Here is a 22,668-nt window from a genome sequence, read left to right as displayed (position 1 = left end):
ACATGATGAAGATTCTAAACAGCTTTAGTCTGAAGCCGGAGCAGCGCCAAACACTTGAAGCAGCGGGACACACCGTCATCGATGCTGACAAGCTTGATGATGCCACGGCTCAACAAATTGACGTGGTTTATGGTTGGAATGCTGCGGTTACCCGCGTGAACTTTGACCGACTTCAGTTTGTGCAGGCGATGTCCGCTGGCGTTGATTATTTACCATTGGCTGAGTTGGCTAAACACCATGTCTTGCTGGCTAATACAAGCGGCATTCACGCCGAACCCATTGCGGAGTATGTGCTTGGCGTCTTGTTTACGATCAGTCGCGGTATTTTGCCAGCCATTCGAGCAGATCGCGACATGTGGACATTACGTCAAGAGCGACCGCCAATGACATTGCTTAAGGGCAAAACAGCAGTCATTTTTGGCACCGGTCATATTGGATCAACGATTGCGACCAAACTTCAGGCATTGGGCTTGCACACGATTGGCGTGAGTGCACATGGCCGTCCGGCTGCAGGATTTGACCAAGTGATGACGGATGCGGCGACCCATGAGGCAGCAGGGCGAGCAGATGTCGTCATCAACGCGTTACCATTAACGCCAGATACAAAACACTTTTATGATGAAGCATTCTTTGCAGCCGCTAGCAAACAACCGCTTTTCATTAACATTGGCCGTGGGCCGTCAGTTGATATGGCTGCTTTGACGCAGGCATTGAAAAACAAGCAAATCAGTGCTGCTGCCTTGGATGTGGTGGATCCGGAACCACTGCCGCAAGACTCACCATTATGGGGCATGACGAACGTTTTGCTCACGCCGCATATTTCGGGCACGGTGCCGCAATTACGCGACAAAGTTTTTAAAATATTTAATGATAACCTCAAAACCTTGATATCAAGCGGCCAATTGGCAAGCCATCAAGTTGATCTCACGCGCGGATACTGAAATTTTTCGACACAACCGTTATACTGAAGCTGTAACCGATTTCAGTCACTGCATCGTCGCTGACTGATGTTCACCGCGGCTAGCAGCGATGCGCATTGAGACATCTGCGGACAGGTTTTTCGCTCGTCTGCTCTTAGATGAAGGAGGAATTGCTTATGGCACAACGCCCGGAAGAAATTACCAACTTGCTTCAAGATGCATTGCACACGCAGCATGAGGTCGCGATCAATACGATTGATCGCCATCGGTTCAAGGGACGCGTGGTCGATATTGAGGCCGCGACTGTCAAACCTTATAATGAACGCGGCGTGATCACCGTGGCAACAGGTCGGGGAGCGAAAAGGATTCAGGCGTACGCCATTAGTCAAATTAAATATAATTGAGCGATCAATCGCTGATCGATCGAAGGACAGCCTGTTAAAGGTTGTCCTTTTTGCATGAAAAAAGGCGGCACAGCATTTGGCCGTGCTGCCTTAAGTTCTAAAAACTGATGCGATTATGGTACGAGCAGGTTAACCACATCGTCCTTAGGAATATTGGTGAAGTACTCATTCGTGTTGATGGCATCTAAAGTGTCTTTAATGGCTGCTGACGTGTAAGGCTTGCCTTTTAACGCACCGGCAACATCCGCAACATCCTTAGGACCAAAGAAATCACCATAGAATTTGACGTTAGCAATTTTGCCTTCCTTGACATCGAAACGAGCATCAATCGTCCCATAGTCAAAATGCTTCCGCTTCTTGGTGGTGAATTCCGGGCTATGGCCATATACCCAATCCCAGTTGTTGTAAACATCATCGTAAATCTTTTTAATTTCGACTTCGTCTTCTGGGGTGACGTGATACTCTTTGTCTTTGATTTCAGCGACGTCATCAACGCCGAACAACCGAGTCAAAAGAATATCGCGGAATTCAGGAACAGTGAGGTTTTGATACTTTTTATCTAGATAAGGCCGCAAGTTCGTCACACGGCTCTTAACAGATTTAATGCCCTTACTCTTGATCTTGTCTTCTGGGACGTTCAAGACGTTAGGAATCACACTCATGTCAACATCCAGCATCAAAGTACCATGGGAGAACGTCTTGCCGTTACGTGTATACATAGCACTGCCAGAGAACTTTTTACCGTCGACCAGCATGTCATTACGGCCAGAAACTTCAGCGCTAGTCGCCCCTAAAGTATGAATTGCATCAACAATCGGCTGTGTGAAGGATTTGAAGTCACCAAATTCTTCAGAGTCACTGTCAACCACAAACGAGAAGCACAAGTTATTGAGATCATGATAAACTGCGCCGCCACCGGACAACCTGCGCGTCACAACAATGTTATGATCCTCCACGTATTTTTGATTCAACTCTTCAAGCGTATTCTGGTTTCGGCCTACAATCACACTCGGCTTTTCATAGTAGAACAGCAGTAACGGTTCATCAAATTGTTTCGAGTTCATGAGATATTGTTCTGTTGCCAGATTCTCACGAATATCATGAGACTTCATAATGACATAATACATTTTCAATCCTCCTGAATGATGACTGCCATTGACGACTAGCCATCGATTTGACTTCATGCTCCATTTTAGCGGGTTAATCATTAAAAAGAAAACGATTTCGATTGTGAACAATTGACTTAATCAGTTCTTCATTGTTCTCAACTAAAAGGAATATGGCTGAAAAGCGATTCAACCGTGCACGCAAATGAGAAGTGCGTTAAGATTATGACATATCTGTTCATATTGAAAGGGGCTTTTTAATGACTAGTGAAGTGCGCTACCAAGATGATCTGTACCGGGCAGTTAACGGGGCTTGGACGGATCAGGCAGTCATTCCTGATGACAAAAGCAGTACTGGCGGTTTTCAGGACCTTGCCGATGAAGTCGAAGAAAAAATGATGGCTGATTTTTCAGCGATTGCTGACGGCAAAAAAACGGCGCCAGACAAGTATTTTGCATCTGCGGTGACGCTGTACAAACAAGCCAAGGATTTCAAGACCCGAGACGCAGCGGGCTTTGCACCAGCCTTGCCGCAACTACATTTGGTTGCCGGCATTAAAGACCTTGCGGATTACAATCAACAGGCAGCCGAACTGCTTCAGGACCATCTGATTGACCCGCCATTTAATTTCTACGTAGATGCTGACATGAAAGACACCAGCAAAAATGTGATTAATTTGATGGGTCCACGAACCATTTTGCCGGATACCACATACTACGCCAAGGGCAATCAAAACGGCGAACAATTGATGACCATTTTCAAAGATATGATGGCTAAGCTTTTAGCTTACACAGATCTTGACGCTGCTGCGCAAAAGGCAACTTTAGCTGGCGCCTTGGCCTTTGATGCAGAAATTGCGAAACATGTTAAGAGTTCTGAAGAGTGGGCAGATTACCCTAAGGCCTACAACCCGATGCCGACAGCGGAGGTCGTTGAAAAACTCAAGCCATTCAAGTTTGCTGACTTCTTGCAAAAGATCTTTAAACAGGTGCCAGAAACGGTCGTTGTGAATGATCCGCGGTTCTTGGATGAGTTTACGCAGTTGTTCAACGAAGCTAACTTCAGCAATTATCGCGACTGGTTGTATGTCACCCGGCTAAACAGTCTTGTTAGTCTTTTAAGCGAACCATTGCGCCAATTAGGCGGTACTTTTAGCCGTGCGCTATCCGGTGCGCCCAAAGCACCGGATCAAACCAAACACGCCTACCGATTAGCCAACGCTTTCTTTAGCGAACCAATTGGCATTTACTACGGCCGCACTTATTTTGGCGAAAAGGCGAAGGCTGATGTAACACAACTTGTCCAAAAAATGATTGCCACTTACAAACGGCGACTCAGCAACTCTGATTGGCTATCACAACCGACCAAGGACAAGGCGATTCTTAAGCTCGACAAGATGGTGCTCAAAATGGGTTATCCCGATAAACCTGAGAACGTCTACGATTTGCTGCACGTTAATCCGGATAAGTCACTGATCGATAATATCAACGCGATGCAACTTGTTGAGCTTCAGTACAACTTCGACAAACTCACCAAGCCTGTTGATCGCACCGTCTGGAATATGCCAGGTCACTTGGTCAATGCCAGTTATGATCCTTCCAAGAACGACATCACTTTCCCAGCCGCCATTTTGCAGGCGCCGTTCTATTCCCTGAAACAAAGTGCTTCCGAAAATCTGGGCGGTATCGGCGCGGTCATTGCCCATGAAATTTCCCATGGTTTTGACAATAACGGTGCTCAATTTGACGAACTTGGCAATATGGTGAACTGGTGGCAAAAAGCTGATTATGCTCACTTTAACAAGCTCACCGAAGCCATGATCCAAGAATTTGACGGTCTTGAAACTGAAGCCGGTAAAGTTAATGGCAAACTCGTTGTTTCTGAGAACATCGCTGATGCTGGCGGCTTGGCTGCGGCTTTAGATACAGCCAAGAGAGAACCGGACGTTGATCTGCATGCCTTCTTCATCAACTGGGCAAGAATTTGGCGTTCAAAGTCTCGCCTCGAACGGCAAAAAATGCTACTAGCGGTTGATGTGCATGCACCACACGAATTGCGGGCGAACATTCAGCCACGCAATCTTGATGATTGGTACACAACTTTTGATGTCCAACCAGGTGATGGGATGTATTTGCCACCCGAAAAACGTGTTCAAATTTGGTAATCCTTTAGCATCGGCTCATTTGCAGCCGGTGCTTTTTTTGAATCAGGCTGGGATCTTTTGCAAGAGATGCGAGTGACTAGATTTAAATAAATTACCCGTGGCGAGCGTGACTTACAAAATAGTTGCGTCCTGCTGTGTGAAAGGGAATACAATCGTTGTCGGATAGGGTATAATTGTTATAGGAAGCCGTTTGCGATAAACAAGGCTGATAGGAAGTAGGGGAGTTTATGGAACTGCAGACGTTGCGCAACTTCATTGAGATTGCTGACCACGGCAGTATTACCGCGGCGGCACGAACGCTGGGCATTTCACAACCCGGACTATCGCGCCAATTAAAAGACTTGGAAAAAGAGCTCGGCGTTAAATTACTAGTTCGTGGTAATCGACGTGTGACGCTAACTGAAGATGGTACCTATTTGTTAAACCGGGCACGTGAACTCACCGCAATTGCCGAGCGCACAAAGAATAATTTGCAAAGTAAACATGCCCTTGGTGGTGACCTTTACATTGGTGCAAGCGAAACCAGCGGCAAACGGTTGGTTCTTCATGTTGCCCAAGAATTGCGCCATCAATACCCCGGTTTGCATGTTCATGTTACCTATGGCTCGGATGAAGGGCTGGTGGCCAATCTTGAGGCCGGCATGTATGATTTCATACTGCGGCCTGGCAAGCAGCAGACGCAGTATGAAAGTTTGCTACTGCCAGTTCGTGATGCTTGGGGTATTTTGATGACCAGTGATGATCCGTTAACTGATAATTTATTGATGACACCAACGGACATTGGCGACAGTGAATTAATCCTGCCGCGGGCCACGCACGCACGCAACACATTTGAACACTGGTTAGGCCAAGGCATGGATCCGGCTTACATTGTTGGGACTTATGACCTGACCGTTGATGCGCTTGGGATGACTGCTGTCGGCTTAGGACGAGCCTTGTGTCTTGAATATTTGGCCACCCAAAGTCCTAACACATCATTGACCTTCCGACCATTAGCACCAGCATTAGCGGACCCAGTAGCGCTTGTCTGGAAACGTGATCGCGAGTTGTCCAGAATCGCGCAACGTTTTCTTAGTATGATGAAGCAAACCATTAAAGACAGTGAATGATCATCGTCCTAATCAGACCAAAACAAAAAAGCCACCGCAAAACATTGCAGTGGCTTTTTTTGTTGCCGCGACGGCTTTATTTGTCGTGGTCTTCATCTTCAGTTGAGAACTGATAATCATCATCTTGCATCGCTTCAACTTGACCCAGCCGGTAACCATTACCAACTTGTGAGAAGAAGTCATGGTTGGCGGTAGACGTTGAAATCCCATTCATTACGATTGGGTTGACGTCATCAGCCGTGTCAGGAAAAGCAGTTTCCTGGCCTAAATTCATCAAGGCTTTGTTGGCGTTATAACGCAAGAAAGTCAAAACTTCATCCGTCCAGTTAGTTTTCGCGTAAAGATCGTTAGTGTACTTTTCCTCGTTTTCATACAAATCGAACAACAAGTCGTACATCCAATCCTTCAATGTTTGTTGTTCAGCTTCCGGTAACTCGTTGAATCCGAGCTGGAATTTATAGCCGATATAAGTGCCATGAACACTTTCATCACGAATAATCAGCTTAATGATTTCTGCCACGTTAGTTAGCTTATTGTTGCCCAAGTAATACAACGGGGTAAAGAAGCCTGAATAAAACAAGAAGGTTTCCAAGAAAACACTGGCAATCTTTTTCTGCAACGCTGAACCGTTATGATAAATATCATTAATTTTGTTGGCTTTATATTGCAGATGTTCATTATGGTTGGTCCAATCGAAGATCTCATCGATTTCTGCTGGTGTGTTTAGCGTTGAAAAAATCGAAGAGTAACTCTTTGCATGCACACTTTCCATAAACTGAATGTTGTTCAACACAGCCGTTTCTTGCTGGGTGCGAATATTTTGCCGCAAACTTGCCATGCCGTCCTGACTCTGCAGGGTATCCAGCAAGGTCAAGCCACCGAATACGTGGCCGACAACCCATTGCTCGTCATGATTGAGAGATCGCCAGTCGTCCAAGTCGTTGGACAGCGGAATCCGGGTGTCTAACCAAAATTGTTCCGTCAATTTTTCCCAAGTTGCTTTATCAACTTCGTCTTCGATCGCGTTCCAATTGATCGCAATGTACTGTTTTGCCATGTTTACGCTCCCTTATGTAAAAACAGGGGAAACTCCCCCTGTTAAAAGATTATCAGATTGAGCAGCTTTCACAAGCGTTGCTGCCAATTTCTTCTTGATCATCCGTGTAAGTCCGGATGTAGTAAATCGACTTGATGCCCTTATGATGTGCGTAATTACGCAAAATATTTAAATCACGGGTGGTCATTTTATCGGTTCGGCCATCTTTCCAAGGATAAAGGCCAGCCGGAATGGTACTGCGCATGAACAACGTCATGGCCATTCCTTGATCGACATGCTGCTGGGCGGCAGCGTAAACGTCAATCACTTTACGCATATCAATATCATAGGCACTTTGATAGTAAGGCATCGTGTCATTAGAAAGGTCTGGAGCAGGGTAGTAAATCGTGCCGATCTTCTTTTCTTGCCGATCTTCAATGCGGTTAACGATCGGCTGTAATGATGCACTGGTGTCGTTGATGTAACTGATCGACCCATTTGGCGCAACAGCCATGCGGTTCTGATGGTAGAGACCATCTTTCATGACACTGGTCTTCAGCGCTTCCCAATCAGCCTGCGTCGGAATGTGAATACCATCAAACAGCGCGCGAACCTTGTCATACTTCGGTGCCCATACTTGCTCGGTGTACTTATCGAAGTAGCTACCGTCCGCATACTTGCTGTTTTCGAAGTTGTGGAAGCTTTCGCCGCGTTCTTGGGCAATTTTATTGGATGCCTTCAGGGTGTAGTAATTCAGCAAAAGGAAGTAAATATTGGTGAAGTCCAAGCTTTCAGGCGAACCGTAGAACATATGATTCTTCGCAAAATAAGTGTGCAAGCCCATCGCACCAAGGCCAATGCTGTGAGCCTGGTGATTACCGTGCTGGACGGAAGGTACAACATCGATGTTGCTGTGGTCCGTGACATAAGTCAAAGCACGAACCATTGCTTCGACACTGCGGCCAAAGTCGCGGCTATGCATCAGGTTGGGAATATTCGTGCTACCTAAGTTGCAAGATACATCAGTACCCAGCACTTCATATTCCTGTTTATTGTTCAACTTGGAAGGCACCTGAACCTGCATGATTTCCGAGCACAGATTACTCATGATGATTTTGCCTTCGATTGGGTTGGCGCGATTTGCCGTATCAATGTTGATAATATAAGGATAACCAGATTCCTGCTGAAGTTTGGAGATTTCGTTTTCTAGATCACGGGCCTTAATCTTGTACTTCTTAATGGCCGGATTGGCAACCATGTTGTCATATTCCTTGGTGATATCAACATAAGAGAACGGCTTCCCGTAAACCCGTTCAACCGAGTAAGGGGAAAAGAGGTACATATCGGCATTAGCCTTAATGAGGTCGTAATACTTATCTGGTACGACAACGCCAAGACTGAGTGTTTTGACCCGGTACTTTTCGTCCGCGTTTTCCTTCTTGGCACCTAAGAAACTGATGATGTCAGGATGGAAAACGTTCAGATACACAACACCGGCACCTTGTCGCTGGCCCAATTGGTTGCTATAGGAAAAAGAGTCTTCCAACAGCTTCATGACTGGCAAGACGCCGCTAGCGGCACCTTCAATGCCCTTAATCGGGGCACCGGCTTCACGTAGGTTGGACAAGGTGAGGCCAACGCCGCCACCAATTCGGGACAATTCCAAGGCCGAATTGATCGCCCGGCCAATTGAATTCATGTCATCAGTGATTTGCAACAAAAAACATGAAACCAGTTCGCCACGGCGGGCCCGGCCAGCATTCAAGAAGGAAGGGGTGGCTGGTTGATAACGTTGATGAATCATTTCATCAGCAAGGTCAACTGCCAAGTCCTCGTTACCGTCTGCAAAGAAAAGTGCGTTGGCAAAAACCCGATCTTTAAAATCTTCTAAATACTGGGTACCGTCATCGGTTTTCAAGGCATACTGCGCATAGTATTTGTAGGCGGCCATGAAGGATTTGAACTGAAAATGCTGCGCTGAAAGAAATTGATCCAGTTTTTCCAAAAAAGCTGGCTGATACTTGTTCAAAAAGTCGGCTTCATAATAGTGGTTATCGACTAAATACTTCAGTCGATCAGCCAGCGAATCAAATTGCATCGTATTTGGCGCAACATTTTCGGTCAAAAATGCCTGCAACGCTTCCTTGTCTTTGTTCAACGGAATCTGGTCATTCACAGGAATGTTGATCTCGTTGTTGAGCGCGTAATAGGTGACTTGATCCGGACTAATTGTTTTTAATGACATGCTAAACCCTGCTTTCGCTGCGTTTTATAATAGCTGGTTGCGTTGTGATGCGATAAAAAAACTGGCTGATCAAACAGCCAGTTGCTTCAAGGCGTCCGGTCGGAACCCGGAGAATGAATCGAGCCCATCCGCTTCGAGAACAGGAACCTGCTGGAACCCCTTTTGTTTTAAGTAATCAATGTATTGCGGCTCTTCGTTGATGTTGTGCTCCGTGAATGGAATTTTATGGGTGTTAAGGTAGCGCTTGGTCATCCGGCATTGCGGGCAGCCATTGCGTGTGAATAAGGTGATGTTACGCATAGGTATCATCCTTTCTCGTTATCTTATGTAGCTTAGGATACTCAATATTGGGGTGCCTGTCAATTAAAAATACCATATCTTGGGGCTATTTTTTTGAATACCCCAAGTGTATGGTATTGGCTGACACTTTTGCTTACTTTTAGTATACCAAGTTCGTATGGCGAAAACCAGTCGCAACCGTCAACTATTTGTTGAAGCTGAAGAGCAACTTTGTATCAACGTCACGGTATTGACGAAAAAACCCGACCAAAAATATTTACGATAAAAATCAGTTGAGACCGTGAAAAAAAGCTTAAAAAACCATGAGCATATCTTATCGGGTTTTTTGCTACCTTTGCTATACTGTAGCAAACGCTTTCGAGGAGGCCTTCTTTATGGTCTTTGATGAATTATTTCTCGATCGGGAAGAGCGAGATCGCATCAATATCTACAGCACGTTGTGGGAGGCCCCGGGGCACCGGCTGGATATTGCTGCCACCGCCATAACCCGTGGTGAGAGTTACCGCCAACTCCGACGCCGGATGGAAAAAATTGCCGCAGACTTGGTCACGATGCAGTCAGACGCTGCACCATTACTGCGACGCGGCGATGGTAATATGATTGCACCACCATCAATCAGTCTAGATCGTTATCGTATCTTTCTATATAGGCGGTCCTTGCCGGGACAACTATTGATTCAGACGCTGAAGCGGCCTCAATTGACACTGCAGATGCTTTTGGATGAAACCGGGTTTTCACGAGCCGCCTTTTTCCGCCGAATCTCGGCTTTGCGCCTTTATTTGCGGAAAGCCGGCGTTACCATCAGCCTAAATCCTTTAGCGCTTATTGGACCGGAAGCCCGCGTTAGACAAGTTTACCGGCAATTATTGTGGCAGTTTGTCGACTTTGCCCATCCCTTGTTTTCGGAAATTTTGCCGCAGTCGCGTCAATTAATGCGCGAACTCGACAAAGCTGGTCTGATCCAATCAGATTTTTCGCGGGCGCAGCTTCTATTCGCAGCTAATGTTCATCTACACCGATTGTTAGCGAATCACTCCATCGTTGGTACCCTTGATTTTGACGAATTGGCACCTCGGCCAACACTAACTGCAGCACTACCGAGTGCGTTTGATAATCTGCCGAGAAAGGCTGCTGAGGATGAAACATGGCATCTTTTTTTAACTCAGTGGCGCGTACCTCGGTTTCACTCGGAACAACAATTTGATGCCGCTACTCTAGTTGGCTATCACGCAGCGCGTAATACACCTGCATGGCAGTTAGTCGAGAAAATCCGCAACGAGTTCAGTCGAACAGTTGTCGGGATTGCCCCGACAGTAACAACAGATCTAGCGTTGGCAGGGAATCTCTTGAAGATTTTAATCAGCGAGCGCATTTTCCCCGGTGGCGCCTATATTGATCTCACGCGAACAGCGAGTCCAATGCGTGCTTTTTATCCGCGATTAGAAGCTGCCTTGGAGGCTTTTTTCGCTCGCGAAGCGCCATTGGAAAATGCATCAAAAGAGATCATTGACGGGTTCTATCAACTGCTGTGGCCATTTATGACGGACAGTGCGATTGCTGATAAGCTCAAGGTAGCACTTGATCCTTTAATGCCGCAGCCGTTATATGAAACCGTTCGTCTCAACTTGACTCAGCCTGCGTATATTCGGCTAGTGACGACTGAGCAACAGCCTGATCTTGTTATCTCGGCGCAAAATCTTGCGCCTGGAGAAGAACCTATTGTACCAGATACACCAGTCTTTTATCTTGCTAGTGATCGGTTTGAAAGCTGGTCACAACTTTATCAGGAATTATTCGCGCGTTCTCGTAAATTAATAGCCCACTGAAATAATTAATTTTTGAAATGTTCAGGTTTGCTTTGATGCCTAGCACCAGCCTGACTACTTTTGATAGCTAGTAGCACATAGCAAAGGCATCACGATCAGCTTTAAAAAATGGATTAGCAGGCGCATACTTGTTTTATTGGGAGATGACAAAATGAAACGAGACAAGCAAGCCGATGAAGCCGCCGTTGTGGATATGAATGACACGCTCATGGACTATGCGCATAAACGTCAGCCGCATGTCGACGATTTGGCCGAAGAATTGGCTAAACGGGCGAAAGATAATATCAACGCGATTGACGATTATTTAAAAGATGATGGTGAGGCGCGTAAAGAGTATCAGGCGATTGCCACCGGCTATTTGCGTGATAAATATGATCTTGAAGGTGACGATCTCACCGCTGCCCGTGACGAACTTGTTCATGCCGCGATTCATTACTTAGTCGGCCACACCAAAGTCTTGGACGACTGGCAACGTTAATGAAGCTTTATATAGTAAAAACTGGCGCTTTATTCTGACATCATTCAGAATAAAGCGCCAGTTTTTACTTAAAGAATAGGTGATAATAACCGTGAGAAGTCTTGTTTAAACCGAAGCCAACTGCTTTGTTTGGCGATTAGCTCAGGCGTCAGTAAGTAACTGCGCGCCATATCAGCCTCGAAAATCTGGCCTAAGCTACTGGCCACTTTACGATCATAAATAAACGCATTAATTTCAAAATTCAGCTTAAAACTACGAATATCGAAATTTGCCGAGCCAACGCTGGCGATGGCATTATCGACAACCACCGTTTTCGCATGCATAAAGCCGTGTTCGTAATGGTAGATTTTCACGCCAGCGCGAGTCAAATAATTCGCATAGTATTGTGTCGCGCGGAAAATGAACGGGTGATCAGGCATGTCAGGAATCATGATGCGAACATCAATCCCTGACATGGCAGCGGATACTAAAGCGTCGATCACAGTATCATCTGGCACCAAATAAGGACTTTGAATCCAAACAGATTTGGTGGCACTGGTGATTAACTTGGTGTATCCCAACTTAATTTGTTGCGTTGGGCGGTCAGGTCCGGAAGCAACGATCTGGATAGGCGTTGCACCGGCTGTCAAACTGTCGGCAGTGACACTATCGGCACTATCTTGTTCAACACTATAAGCAATTTCGTCTTTTTTGCTGACTGTTGCATTCCAATCCATGGTGAAGCGAATTTTTAAAGCGTAAATCGTATTGCCGATAATGCGCAAATGTGTGTCGCGCCAATAACCGAACTTAGGTTTGCGGGAGACGTATTGGTCACCAACATTAAACCCGCCGATATACCCGACGTGGTCGTCAATGACAACGATCTTGCGATGATCACGATAGTTCAAACGAAAGTCAGTGATGGGATGCTTGGAACTAAAGTAACTTTCGGCTTGCCCGCCAACGTCGGTCAGCCGGCGCCACCACTTTGCTGTAGCGCCCATGGAACCCCAAGCGTCATATAGGACCTTTACAACAACGCCTTCCTTAGCTTTCTTGATCAGCAGTTGCTGGAATTGATTGCCTAATTCATCATTGTAAATGGTGTAGTACTCAACATAGATATAATCTTTAGCGGCCTCAATATCGCGGAATAACGCCGCAAACTTTTTCTCGCCATCCGTGTAAAGTTGCACTTGGTTATGGGCAAGGACCGGTGCTTGCGCGGTATTCAGAAAAAAGGCGGTTAAAGCCTTGGCCGCTGGCGTGTAATCAGTCGGTGGCAATAACTTATTCCGGGCGTTTTCGTGCTTTTGTAGTGAGACAAATGCTTTTACGCCAGACTCATATTCGTGTTGAATCCGTTGCAATTTTTTCGTTGATAAGCCGCGGCCAGCAAATAAATAAAAACCAAACCCGACGATCGGTAAAAAAATAAGCACTAGCAACCACGCCCAAGTCGTTGAGATATCTCGGACCTCGCGTAGAACCGTGAAGATTGCCCCGAAGGTGTTTAAAACCAAAATAATAAGAATAAGCCAGGTAATCAGCGACATACCGCACCTCCAAGAAGAATAAGTTCATTGTACTCAAGCGAAGCGAGGCTGTCACGTTGGAGGGGCAAATAGGAGGATTTGCGAAATATTTGGGTAGGAGGAAAGAAAATGTTGATATTTGGGGTTTACTTACTTTTAGTCAGTTGGTAGAATGATACTTGTTCTGAAATGCGTCTGCAGGCGCAGAAACCTGCGTGTAAGGATCTTGGCGGCAATGACCAAAACCTGGCCATCACCGCCAAGACTGCTTACACGCCGGTTTCTAACTGCGCCAGCGCACGCTTTAATTTATAAAAAGGTGGTTTTCTCGTGAATCAAGACTTACTGAATCTTTTAAAGCAACGCCGCTCAATTTATGCACTTGGCAAAGATGTTAAACAGAATCCGGATGACTTAGTGGATTTGATTGAAACCGTCATTCAGGAGACGCCGACTGCGTTTAATTCACAAACGACGCGCGCTGTTTTTCTGTTTGGCGAGCAGCATGACAAGCTGTGGGATATTGTCGTCAAGCGGCTGGAGAGTGAAGTGCCGACTGAGCAGGCTTACGAAGCAACCAAGCAGAAAATTGCCAGCTTTAAAGCAGCTTACGGTACCATTATGTATTTCACCGATACTGACGTTGTAAAGCAATTGGAGAATAATTTCCCATTATATGCGGCAAACTTTGCGACTTGGGCAGAACAGGCGCAAGGTTCCGCACAACTCAACACATGGGTCACCTTGGCGAACAATGGCATCGGCGCGAATCTGCAGCACTATAATCCAATCATTGACGATTTAGTGCGTGAAGCCTTTGATATCCCGACCAACTGGAACTTACGGGCACAAATGCCATTTGGTTCCATTGAAGGTTCAGCAAAAGATAAAGATTACATGGATCGAAAAGATCAGTTTAAAGTTTTGAAATAAGCACCCATCAGCTTAATTTAAAATTGTCGTGATGAGACGACAAGGTTGGGATATTATTCACAACCATTAATAAAGGCAACCGTTTCCGTCTACAAGGAAATGGTTGCCTTTTCTTTTCTCAGAAACAAGCTTTTTTTGAACTTAATGATCACGGCGCCAGTACCGACGAGAGTGGCGTCTGGCAAGGAAAATTGCTTTTTGCCTCGATTGTTCTAGTCATGACGCAATTTTGCCGAAAATTTATATTTTAGTTTCAGATTGGCGCAACCCTTGCTGAGCTAACATATGGGCGCCGCGATTGGCCCGGTCAGGCAGCCAGTTTGGCAATACTAAAGGAAATTGACCGATTAAGGTCAGCAAACGGCCTGCTAGGTCGGGATAGTGCTTAGCGTATTGCTTTTCAATCGCCTGAATCACAAGCTTGGAATCACTGTAGAAGGCGACCGGTGTTGTATTTAAGCCGGCTTGGATCAGCAGTTCAAAACCAGCGATTGCGGCTGCAAACTCGGCTTCATGATTACTCATTGCTGGCAGTGCAGCATGTTTTTGAATTTGATGGGGCAAGCCACTGACCAAGATGCCGATCCCAGCGGGTCCTGGGTTGCCTTTTGTCGCGCCATCTGTGTATAGTTTAAGCATAATTTCTCCTAAGGAAGTGTCAAAGTGCCAGAATACCGAACTCATTATCAACCTGCCTGGATCGATTTTAGCATGTTTTGGAGTATGATCGTGATCGGGATCAGCCTTGCCACGATTGTTCAGTTAGAAAGTACCAAGCCATCGCTGCTAGCCATTGGCATTGCCATAGTGACAGTGCTTGTTGCGATCATTCAAGTGCTGCTTCATCGTCTTGTTGTCCATGAACAAGGCCTAAAACTGGTTAGTCTTTTTAAGAGTAACACCTTGGAAATGACTTGGCCGGAAATTGAGGGGTTTACGTTTGGCCATTTGACAGTTATTCTTAAAACCAAACGATATGGTCAAGTGACTTTTGTTTTGTTCGGTAAAAAAAGAAAACAAAAAGTAGTGTCGTTGATCCAAAAAGGGCTGAAAGAGTCCGCCAAATAAGGAGTGTGTTGTATGTCTGATATTGAAATTGCACAAGCCAATGAAGCGACGGCAATGTGGCCGATTACGAAAGTTGCGGCTGGTTTAGGTTTATCAGAAGATGATCTTGAACTTTATGGCAAAGCCAAAGCCAAGCTTAGTTTTAGTGCACTTAACGCCTTAAAGGATAAACCTTTTGGCAAACTTGTGCTGGTAACGTCCATCAACCCAACACCAGCTGGCGAAGGTAAGTCGACCATCACCGTTGGCTTAGGGGATGCGCTGCAACAACGTGGTAAGCATCCTGTGATTGCTTTACGCGAACCGTCTTTAGGCCCGGTAATGGGCATGAAAGGCGGTGCGACAGGTGGCGGTTATGCGCAAGTAGTTCCAATGGAAGACATTAACCTGCATTTTACAGGAGATATGCATGCACTTACCACGGCGGTGGATACCCTAGCCGCCTTGATTGACAATCATTTGCAACAAGGCAATACGCTCAATATTGATCCACGGCGGATTTTATGGAAGCGTGCTTTAGATATCAACGATCGCGCTTTGCGTCATGTTACGATCGGTTTGGGCGGTCCCACAAGCGGTGTGCCGCGCGAAGATGGCTTTGATATTACAGTTGCTAGCGAATTAATGGCAGTGTTGTGTCTGGCGGAAAACATTGCCGATCTAAAGGCGCGTATCGGCCGAATTGTCATTGGATACACTTATGACCGGCAGCCGGTGACCGTGGCCGATTTGAAAGTCACCGGTGCGATTGCGATGCTATTGCGAGATGCCTTGAAACCTAACTTGGTTCAGACATTAGAACATACCCCGGCATTCATCCACGGTGGTCCATTTGCCAACATTGCGCACGGCTGCAACTCGGTTTTGGCCACGCGTACGGCTTTGCAGCTCGGGGACATCGCGATCACCGAAGCCGGCTTCGGTGCGGATCTCGGCGGTGAAAAGTTTATGGACATCAAAACACCTGTGCTCGGCAAGACGCCTGACGCAGTCGTCATTGTCGCAACCGTGCGTGCCTTGAAGTATAACGGCGGGGTCGCGTTAAAGGACCTGCAAACGGAAAATATCGAAGCCTTGGCCCAAGGCTTCGGCAATCTCAAACGCCACATCCACAGTATGCAAAGTTACGGTGTGCCAGTTGTAGTTGCGATTAACCGATTCACTAGTGATACCGATGCCGAAATTCAGTTTTTAATTGATGCTTGTGCGAAACTAAACGTTAAAGCCGTCACCGCCACCGTTTGGGCTGACGGCGGACGCGGCGGATTGGCGGTTGCGGATGCTGTTTTGGCGACACTTGATCAACCGGCGCATTTTACTCGCTTATATGATCCGCAAAGCGATGTCAAAACCAAAATCAAGACGATTGTGCAAAAGATTTATGGCGGAGCTGATGTCGATTATGAAGGCAAAGCAAACAGTGCCTTGCGCACGATCGTTAAAAACGGCTGGCAGGATTTGCCAGTCTGCATGGCTAAAACGCAATATTCGTTAACGGATAACGCCAAAACGTTGGGTGCACCGGAAGGGTTCACGATTCACGTTCGCGACATCATCCCCAAGTTAGGCGCCGGCTTCCTTGTCGTCATGACTGGCTCGGTGCTTACCATGCCCGGCTTGCCAAAAGTGCCCGCAGCCTTGAACATGGATGTTACCGACGATGGCAAGATTTCCGGCCTGTTCTAATTTTGTGTGGTTTTTAATCAGCTCATGCGTAACCGCCATTTTTAAGATGGCGGTTTTTCTTTGACCGCGGTACACTAGAAAACAAACGCTTTTACTCAGGGGGAACTTCTGTGCTTATTTATCTCATCATCGCCGCTGCGCTCGTGTTAATTGATTTTCTGATTAAGGCATGGGTCACTGCCCACATTCCATTAGGCGAAAGCCAACAACTGATTCCAGGTGTGATTGATCTCACGCATATTCGCAACACTGGCGCAGCTTTCTCCATGTTTGAAGGCAAACAATGGTTTTTCTATATCACAACCTTACTCGCATTCGGGGTTGTTGCCATGCTGTGGCGCGACAGTTTGCACAAACCGATCTATCGCCTAGGACTAACCTTGATTACTGCCGGGGCCATCGGTAATTTCATTGACCGATTGCGGTTTCAATATGTGACGGACATGTTTCACCTTGAGTTTTTGGATCAGTGGCGCTTTAATGCCATTTTCAACTTTGCAGACATGTGCATCACATTTGGGGTTATTTTAGTGCTAATTTTTATCCTGTTCGATCATGATAAGGCGGTGGCGTGATGACTAGCACCTTTACGATCACGACCGAGCAGGGGCGCATCGATAAGGTTATCACGGCGCATGAAACCACTCACACGCGCAGTCAGGTGCAAAAATGGTTGCAAGATGGCTTGGTGACGGTCAATGGGCAGCCAACCAAGGCCAATTACAAAGTTGCTAGCGGCGATGTGATTGCTATCTCAATTCCTGAAGCCAAGCCGCTGGAAGCTATTCCGGAGCCGATCCCGCTCGATATTGTGTATGAAGACGACCAAGTCATTGTCGTCGACAAACCGCAGGGCATGGTGGTACATCCTGCACCTGGTCATCCAGATGGCACACTGGTCAACGGTTTGTTATATCATACTGATTTGCCGGGCATCAACGGTGTCATTCGTCCCGGCATCGTGCATCGCATCGACAAGGACACCAGCGGACTACTGATGGTTGCTAAAACCGAAAAAGCGCAACTAAGTCTTTCCGCACAATTAAAAGCCAAAACATCGATTCGTGAGTATTTAGCACTTGTCCATGGCACGTTCAAAGAAGATGAAGGCACAATTGATGCACCATTGGGTCGTGATCCCCGCGATCGTAAACGTCAAGCTGTCGTGGCAGACGGTCGCCATGCTGTTACCCATTTTCAAGTATTAGAGCGTTTTGAACATTACACGTTCATTAAATGCATTTTAGAGACCGGCCGCACGCATCAAATTCGCGTGCACATGGCATACATTCATCACCCTGTGGCCGGGGATCCACTTTACGGGCCAAAACGCACCCTGCCCGGCAAAGGCCAATTTTTGCACGCGGCTAAACTGGGATTCGTTCATCCGACAACCGGTCAATTGCTCGTCTTCGAAGCACCAGTACCGCCAATTTTTGAAAAAACCTTAGCCGATCTACGTGCAGGCATTGACAAGACCCGCAACGTTCGGTAATCTTAATGCAATCAAACAAGCACCTTTAACTAAGTCCAGTGAGGCTTAGAAGGTCCATTCCGCTGCGGCGGATTATTCAGGCTACGGTCGCCTTCTATCCCAAATTGGATTGAAGGCGACTTTTTTTGTAGAGCGCGAGCAGGTTTCTGCGACTGCGAGCGCGTTTAGGAAATGCCAGCATCGGAGCGTAACACCCGCATCACTGTTCACTTCCAAAGCATCAAAACCGCAATACATATAAGAAAGGGTGGCACATCAATGGCACAGTCAAAACAAGTTGTAGACGAGGTAACCATGAAACGTGCATTAACACGCATTAGCTACGAGATCATCGAGCAAAACAAGGGACTCAACGATCTCGTTTTAGTCGGCATCAAAACCCGCGGGATTTATTTAGCCCATCGGATCGCCAAGCGTCTCGAACAACTTGAAGGGTTACAGGTTCCGGTTGGCGAATTGGACATTCAGTTTTACCGCGATGACGTCCATAAGATTGATCATGATCATCAGCCAGATGTTGAAGGTGCACAGTTACCGGTTAATATCACCGGCAAACATGTCATTCTGGTCGATGACGTCATCTTCACCGGCCGCACCATTCGCGCTGCTTTAGATGCCTTGATGGACGAAGGCCGGCCTCGCAAGATCAGCTTGGCTGTCTTGGTTGATCGCGGACATCGCGAATTACCAATTCGTCCAGATTTTGTCGGTAAAAACATTCCGACCTCATTGGACGAACAAATTCAGGTTCAAGTTTCTGAGCTTGACGGTAAAGACGGGATCAGCATCGAAAGGATGGAGGGCTAAGATGGCATTTCACAACGACGAAGCCGTTTTAGATATCGGCGACAAGCCAAAATTCGGTCAATGGGTTGGCCTTTCTATTCAACATCTGTTTGCGATGTTCGGCTCGACAGTTCTTGTGCCGATCTTAGTTGGACTCGATCCTAGCATTGCCCTTTTTTCAAGTGGGGTTGGGACGTTAATGTATATCCTGATCACGCGCGGCAAAATACCGGCTTATATGGGATCAAGCTTTTCTTTTATCACGATCATGCAGGCCTTGATGAAAGGTGCTGGCTATCCGGCCATCGCTCAAGGCACCATCGCGGTTGGGGTTGTGTATCTCATTGTGGCCTTGATCGTAGCGCGCAGCGGGTCAGCATGGATTGACCGGGCTTTGCCGCCAGTTGTGGTTGGCCCGATTGTGATGGTTATCGGCCTATCTCTTGCTGGCACTGCTGCCACTGATGCAACGATGCGGACCATCAGCGCCACCAAAAGCGTTTATGACTTGCGTTACTTCGCAGTCGCAATGATCACTTTAGCCTCTGTCATTATTTATAATATGTACCTCAAAAAATTCATTAGTCTGTTGCCAATTCTACTAGGCATTATCACTGGCTATCTTGTTGCCTTGCTCTTTGGCATTGTTGATTTGACACCAGTTCAGCAGGCTGCTTGGTTCGACCTGCCTAAGTTTGAAATTCCTTTTATCAGTTATCAGCCGCAAGTTTATTGGGGCGCGATTCTCTCCATGGCACCAATTGCTTTTGTCACTATGACCGAGCATATGGGGCACATCATGGTGCTCAACAAGCTGACTAAACGTGACTTCTTCAAAGATCCTGGTTTAAACCACACCCTAGCCGGTGACGGTACCGCATCCATTATCGCCGGTCTGGTTGGCGGCCCACCTGTCACCAGTTATGGTGAAAACATCGGAGTTTTGGCGATGACCAAGGTCCATAGTATCTATGTGCTAGGCGGTGCCGGGTTCTTCGCCATCTTGTTTGCCTTCATCGGTAAGCTTAGCGCCTTAATCCGTAGCATTCCTAGTCCAGTTATTGGCGGGATCAGCTTTCTGTTGTTTGGGGTGATCGCTTCCAACGGCCTGCGCGTCTTAATTGACAACAAAGTCAACTTTGATCAGAAGCGCAACTTGATGATTGCTTCAACCATTCTCGTGATCGGCATCGGCAATGCCAGCCTACAGTTCTCCGGGTATCAATTCTCAGGACTCGCCCTGGCAACTGTGATCGGGATCTTCCTGAACTTTGTCTTACCTGAACACGCCGCTAATGAAGAAGAGGCAGAAAAAAATGACCTTATCTAATTTCACAGATACATCCTTTCAAGATTTTGTTTCCGCTGAACAAGTTGATGACAAAAGCGCCATGGCTTTGATCAATCGCGCCGAAGATTTTAAAGCTGGTCAAACCGTCCATTTTCCAGAGCCGATATACGCAGCTAACTTATTTTTTGAAAATAGCACGCGCACCCACACTAGTTTCGAGATGGCTGAACGCAAATTAGGTCTGACTGTCATCCCATTTGATCCGGCACATAGTTCGGTTTCAAAAGGCGAAACCCTTGAAGACACCATTAAAACGATTGGGGCGATCGGAGTCAACATTGCGGTGATGCGACATGCACAAGATGGCTACTATAACGATCTTTTAGGTGCATGGCCAACGACAGCGATTGTCAATGCTGGTGACGGTGCCGGCCAGCATCCTTCCCAGATGATGCTGGATCTGATGACGATTCACGAAGAATTCGGTCATTTTGACGGCTTGAGTATCGGAATTGTTGGCGATTTGAGTCACAGCCGAGTTGCGCGCAGTGATATGCAGATGCTGCATAAACTCGGAGCCACGTTGCACTTTGCCGGTCCAGAGCAATGGTACGATTCCAGTTTCGATCAATATGGTGATTTCATCACCGTGCCTGAATTGGTCAAGCAGGTGGATGTCTTGATGCTGCTGCGCGTTCAGTTGGAACGCTTCAACGCCGACCACCGTCAGGCTTTCTCAAAAGAAACGTACCATGCAAAGTACGGCATCACCGATGATCTTGCTAAGACAATGAAACCTGGCGCGATTTTCATGCATCCGGCGCCAGTCAATCGCGATGTTGAGTTAGCCAGTGATCTGGTTGATGGCCCGCAGTCACGCATTTTCACTCAGATGCAAAACGGCGTCTTCATGCGGATGGCCATGCTTGAGGCCGTCATTAATGCCCGTCATTTTGGAGAGGAGTAACCCATGCTCATCAAACACGCCCATATTGTCAGCGATACTGAATACACGGCTGACATCCAAATTACCGATCACATCATCTCGGCGATTGGTCAATCGCTGGCGCCGCGCGATCACGAACAGGTGATTGATGCGACTGGTGCCATCGTCATGCCGGGATTAATTGATGTCCATGTGCATTTTCGCGAACCCGGCTTTACTGCTAAAGAGACGATCAAAACTGGCGCTGCGGCGGCTGCTCACGGCGGTTTCACAACTGTTGTCGCCATGAGCAATCTCAAACCGGTACCAGACACTGTCGAAACCTTAAAACCACTGCTTGAGAAAAATCAAACTGATGCGAAGATCACGGTTTTGCAGTTTGCACCGATTACGCATGACCTGCATTCTGATCAGGTCGTTGATATGGCAGCCTTACAAGCTGCTGGAGCGCTGGGCTTTTCCAACGACGGGGTCGGGGTTCAGGATGCCGACACCATGTATCAAGCCATGCAACAGGCTGCTAAGTTGCATGCGCCTATCGTTGCTCATATTGAAGATGCAAGTCTGATGCATGGCGGGGTGATCAATGCCGGTCCAGTTGCCAAGAAACTGAATTTACCGGGGATCATCAATCAAACCGAAAGCAGTCAGTTAGCGCGCGATCTTGAACTTGCCGCTGCAACCGGCGTGCATTACCATGCTTGCCACGTGTCGACTCGGCAAAGCGTTGACCTAATCCGCGAAGCTAAAAAACGCGGGGTAAACGTCACCGCTGAAGTCTCACCGCATCACCTGCTATTGGATGAGAATAACATTCCGGGCGACAATCCAATGTTTAAAATGAATCCGCCGTTGCGCTCACGTGCCGACCACTTAGCCTTACTTGAAGGCTTGCAAGACGGTACGCTTGATATGATTGCGACTGACCATGCACCACATACGGCTGCTGAAAAAACCGGTTCCTTCAAAACAGCGGCATTTGGCATTGTTGGGTCAGAAACGGCCTTTTCAACGCTCTATACCAAGCTGGTTAAATCAAAGATGTTCACCCTAAAACAGCTGATCGCACGCATGAGCACGATTCCGGCTGAGAAATTTGATCTGCCAGGCGGCCATATCACAGTCGGTGGACCTGCCGATTTAACCATTATGGATCTCGATACGCCTTACACCATTGACCCAGCCGACTGGTTCTCCAAAGGCAAAAATTCACCTTTTGTTGGCGATAAAGTCAACGGTCAAACACTGTACACGATCAGTCAGGGGCAAATTGCTTACGCAAGAGCGTGAACCAGCTTGGGCTTCTAGCTGGCAAGCACGTTTAAAAGAGCGTCAGCCAGCCCTTAAGAAAGTATGA

Annotated in this window: 21 protein-coding genes; 15 read left to right on the top strand and 6 right to left on the bottom strand. The window is 47.0% G+C overall.

Going from position 1 to position 22,668, the window contains the following annotated elements; translation table 11 throughout:
* Positions 1 to 2: 2 nt before the first annotated feature.
* Complete coding sequence (locus AC07KQ_RS07365; protein WP_016387813.1) at positions 3 to 941, top strand: phosphoglycerate dehydrogenase; 939 nt, start codon at positions 3 to 5, stop codon at positions 939 to 941.
* 155 nt (positions 942 to 1,096) lie between these two features.
* Positions 1,097 to 1,324, top strand: a complete 228-nt coding sequence (locus AC07KQ_RS07360; RefSeq protein WP_003565593.1) for a hypothetical protein — start codon at positions 1,097 to 1,099, stop codon at positions 1,322 to 1,324.
* 113 nt (positions 1,325 to 1,437) lie between these two features.
* Here the strand turns inward: AC07KQ_RS07360 and lplA are convergent, their stop codons facing one another.
* Complete coding sequence (gene lplA / locus AC07KQ_RS07355; RefSeq protein ID WP_003565559.1) at positions 1,438 to 2,451, bottom strand: lipoate--protein ligase; 1,014 nt, start codon at positions 2,449 to 2,451, stop codon at positions 1,438 to 1,440.
* A gap of 239 nt (positions 2,452 to 2,690) precedes the next feature.
* Here lplA and AC07KQ_RS07350 point away from each other — a divergent pair, with 239 nt between their 5' ends.
* Entirely contained in the window at positions 2,691 to 4,595 is a 1,905-nt protein-coding gene (locus tag AC07KQ_RS07350) for a M13 family metallopeptidase (protein ID WP_016387814.1), read from the top strand.
* Between the two features lie 227 nt (positions 4,596 to 4,822).
* Positions 4,823 to 5,704, top strand: coding sequence for a LysR family transcriptional regulator (locus AC07KQ_RS07345; RefSeq protein ID WP_003565555.1), 882 nt, complete (start codon positions 4,823 to 4,825; stop codon positions 5,702 to 5,704).
* A gap of 76 nt (positions 5,705 to 5,780) precedes the next feature.
* On the opposite strand, the gene nrdF is transcribed toward AC07KQ_RS07345, so the two are convergent.
* The 3 genes from nrdF to nrdH all read right to left on the bottom strand — a co-directional run bounded on the left by nrdF (position 5,781) and on the right by nrdH (position 9,285).
* A complete protein-coding gene (nrdF, locus tag AC07KQ_RS07340) occupies positions 5,781 to 6,761 on the bottom strand; it encodes a class 1b ribonucleoside-diphosphate reductase subunit beta (RefSeq protein WP_003565553.1) in 981 nt (326 codons plus the stop codon).
* Positions 6,762 to 6,813: 52 nt separating this feature from the next.
* Positions 6,814 to 8,985, bottom strand: coding sequence for a class 1b ribonucleoside-diphosphate reductase subunit alpha (nrdE, locus tag AC07KQ_RS07335; protein WP_003565551.1), 2,172 nt, complete (start codon positions 8,983 to 8,985; stop codon positions 6,814 to 6,816).
* A 69-nt stretch (positions 8,986 to 9,054) separates the two neighbouring features.
* Positions 9,055 to 9,285: a glutaredoxin-like protein NrdH gene (nrdH, locus tag AC07KQ_RS07330; RefSeq protein WP_003575141.1), complete on the bottom strand. Its 231-nt coding sequence runs from the start codon at positions 9,283 to 9,285 to the stop codon at positions 9,055 to 9,057.
* A gap of 374 nt (positions 9,286 to 9,659) precedes the next feature.
* On the opposite strand from nrdH, the gene AC07KQ_RS07325 reads away from it, so the two are divergent.
* Entirely contained in the window at positions 9,660 to 11,111 is a 1,452-nt protein-coding gene (locus AC07KQ_RS07325; RefSeq protein ID WP_016387815.1) for a helix-turn-helix domain-containing protein, read from the top strand.
* Positions 11,112 to 11,262: 151 nt separating this feature from the next.
* Complete coding sequence (locus tag AC07KQ_RS07320; protein ID WP_003565545.1) at positions 11,263 to 11,589, top strand: hypothetical protein; 327 nt, start codon at positions 11,263 to 11,265, stop codon at positions 11,587 to 11,589.
* A gap of 68 nt (positions 11,590 to 11,657) precedes the next feature.
* On the opposite strand, the gene cls is transcribed toward AC07KQ_RS07320, so the two are convergent.
* Entirely contained in the window at positions 11,658 to 13,127 is a 1,470-nt protein-coding gene (cls, locus tag AC07KQ_RS07315; protein WP_003565543.1) for a cardiolipin synthase, read from the bottom strand.
* Between the two features lie 309 nt (positions 13,128 to 13,436).
* On the opposite strand from cls, the gene AC07KQ_RS07310 reads away from it, so the two are divergent.
* Positions 13,437 to 14,039, top strand: coding sequence for a nitroreductase family protein (locus AC07KQ_RS07310; RefSeq protein WP_003575135.1), 603 nt, complete (start codon positions 13,437 to 13,439; stop codon positions 14,037 to 14,039).
* Between the two features lie 240 nt (positions 14,040 to 14,279).
* Here AC07KQ_RS07310 and AC07KQ_RS07305 read toward each other — a convergent pair whose 3' ends face one another.
* Entirely contained in the window at positions 14,280 to 14,678 is a 399-nt protein-coding gene (locus tag AC07KQ_RS07305; RefSeq protein ID WP_003575133.1) for a ribonuclease HI family protein, read from the bottom strand.
* Between the two features lie 24 nt (positions 14,679 to 14,702).
* Between AC07KQ_RS07305 and AC07KQ_RS07300 the strand changes: the two genes are divergently transcribed.
* The 8 genes from AC07KQ_RS07300 to AC07KQ_RS07265 all read left to right on the top strand — a co-directional run bounded on the left by AC07KQ_RS07300 (position 14,703) and on the right by AC07KQ_RS07265 (position 22,601).
* Positions 14,703 to 15,107 carry an EbsA family protein gene (locus AC07KQ_RS07300; RefSeq protein ID WP_003575131.1) on the top strand — a complete coding sequence of 135 codons (405 nt, stop codon included), beginning with the start codon at positions 14,703 to 14,705 and terminating at the stop codon, positions 15,105 to 15,107.
* Positions 15,108 to 15,119: 12 nt separating this feature from the next.
* Positions 15,120 to 16,793, top strand: coding sequence for a formate--tetrahydrofolate ligase (locus AC07KQ_RS07295; protein ID WP_480156530.1), 1,674 nt, complete (start codon positions 15,120 to 15,122; stop codon positions 16,791 to 16,793).
* A 110-nt stretch (positions 16,794 to 16,903) separates the two neighbouring features.
* Positions 16,904 to 17,368: a signal peptidase II gene (lspA, locus tag AC07KQ_RS07290; protein WP_003565533.1), complete on the top strand. Its 465-nt coding sequence runs from the start codon at positions 16,904 to 16,906 to the stop codon at positions 17,366 to 17,368.
* The gene (locus AC07KQ_RS07285) at positions 17,368 to 18,288 is read left to right on the top strand and encodes an RluA family pseudouridine synthase (protein WP_003575124.1); all 921 of its coding nucleotides are present in this window, start codon (positions 17,368 to 17,370) and stop codon (positions 18,286 to 18,288) included. Before lspA ends, AC07KQ_RS07285 begins: the two co-directional genes overlap by 1 nt.
* 258 nt (positions 18,289 to 18,546) lie before the next feature.
* Positions 18,547 to 19,095 carry a bifunctional pyr operon transcriptional regulator/uracil phosphoribosyltransferase PyrR gene (gene pyrR / locus AC07KQ_RS07280; protein ID WP_003565527.1) on the top strand — a complete coding sequence of 183 codons (549 nt, stop codon included), beginning with the start codon at positions 18,547 to 18,549 and terminating at the stop codon, positions 19,093 to 19,095.
* A 1-nt stretch (position 19,096) separates the two neighbouring features.
* Complete coding sequence (locus AC07KQ_RS07275; protein ID WP_003565525.1) at positions 19,097 to 20,404, top strand: uracil-xanthine permease family protein; 1,308 nt, start codon at positions 19,097 to 19,099, stop codon at positions 20,402 to 20,404.
* Positions 20,391 to 21,332, top strand: a complete 942-nt coding sequence (locus AC07KQ_RS07270; RefSeq protein ID WP_003575122.1) for an aspartate carbamoyltransferase catalytic subunit — start codon at positions 20,391 to 20,393, stop codon at positions 21,330 to 21,332. Before AC07KQ_RS07275 ends, AC07KQ_RS07270 begins: the two co-directional genes overlap by 14 nt.
* Positions 21,333 to 21,335: 3 nt before the next feature.
* Positions 21,336 to 22,601 carry a dihydroorotase gene (locus tag AC07KQ_RS07265; protein WP_003575120.1) on the top strand — a complete coding sequence of 422 codons (1,266 nt, stop codon included), beginning with the start codon at positions 21,336 to 21,338 and terminating at the stop codon, positions 22,599 to 22,601.
* The last annotated feature ends 67 nt before the right edge of the window (positions 22,602 to 22,668 follow it).

The organism is Lacticaseibacillus sp. YLM2-1 (genome assembly GCF_056583465.1).
The sequence above is the reverse complement of the archived record's forward strand: the minus strand, read 5'-3'. Positions and strand labels throughout refer to the sequence as shown.

Bases quoted from the DNA above. Each gene is read 5' to 3' on its own strand.
- AC07KQ_RS07365 (WP_016387813.1), top strand. From the start codon at position 3: ATGATGAAGATTCTAAACAGCTTTAGTCTGAAGCCGGAGCAGCGCCAA.
- AC07KQ_RS07360 (WP_003565593.1), top strand. From the start codon at position 1,097: ATGGCACAACGCCCGGAAGAAATTACCAACTTGCTTCAAGATGCATTG.
- lplA (WP_003565559.1), bottom strand. From the start codon at position 2,451: ATGTATTATGTCATTATGAAGTCTCATGATATTCGTGAGAATCTGGCA.
- AC07KQ_RS07350 (WP_016387814.1), top strand. From the start codon at position 2,691: ATGACTAGTGAAGTGCGCTACCAAGATGATCTGTACCGGGCAGTTAAC.
- AC07KQ_RS07345 (WP_003565555.1), top strand. From the start codon at position 4,823: ATGGAACTGCAGACGTTGCGCAACTTCATTGAGATTGCTGACCACGGC.
- nrdF (WP_003565553.1), bottom strand. From the start codon at position 6,761: ATGGCAAAACAGTACATTGCGATCAATTGGAACGCGATCGAAGACGAA.
- nrdE (WP_003565551.1), bottom strand. From the start codon at position 8,985: ATGTCATTAAAAACAATTAGTCCGGATCAAGTCACCTATTACGCGCTC.
- nrdH (WP_003575141.1), bottom strand. From the start codon at position 9,285: ATGCGTAACATCACCTTATTCACACGCAATGGCTGCCCGCAATGCCGG.
- AC07KQ_RS07325 (WP_016387815.1), top strand. From the start codon at position 9,660: ATGGTCTTTGATGAATTATTTCTCGATCGGGAAGAGCGAGATCGCATC.
- AC07KQ_RS07320 (WP_003565545.1), top strand. From the start codon at position 11,263: ATGAAACGAGACAAGCAAGCCGATGAAGCCGCCGTTGTGGATATGAAT.
- cls (WP_003565543.1), bottom strand. From the start codon at position 13,127: ATGTCGCTGATTACCTGGCTTATTCTTATTATTTTGGTTTTAAACACC.
- AC07KQ_RS07305 (WP_003575133.1), bottom strand. From the start codon at position 14,678: ATGCTTAAACTATACACAGATGGCGCGACAAAAGGCAACCCAGGACCC.
- AC07KQ_RS07295 (WP_480156530.1), top strand. From the start codon at position 15,120: ATGTCTGATATTGAAATTGCACAAGCCAATGAAGCGACGGCAATGTGG.
- AC07KQ_RS07285 (WP_003575124.1), top strand. From the start codon at position 17,368: ATGACTAGCACCTTTACGATCACGACCGAGCAGGGGCGCATCGATAAG.
- pyrR (WP_003565527.1), top strand. From the start codon at position 18,547: ATGGCACAGTCAAAACAAGTTGTAGACGAGGTAACCATGAAACGTGCA.
- AC07KQ_RS07275 (WP_003565525.1), top strand. From the start codon at position 19,097: ATGGCATTTCACAACGACGAAGCCGTTTTAGATATCGGCGACAAGCCA.
- AC07KQ_RS07270 (WP_003575122.1), top strand. From the start codon at position 20,391: ATGACCTTATCTAATTTCACAGATACATCCTTTCAAGATTTTGTTTCC.
- AC07KQ_RS07265 (WP_003575120.1), top strand. From the start codon at position 21,336: ATGCTCATCAAACACGCCCATATTGTCAGCGATACTGAATACACGGCT.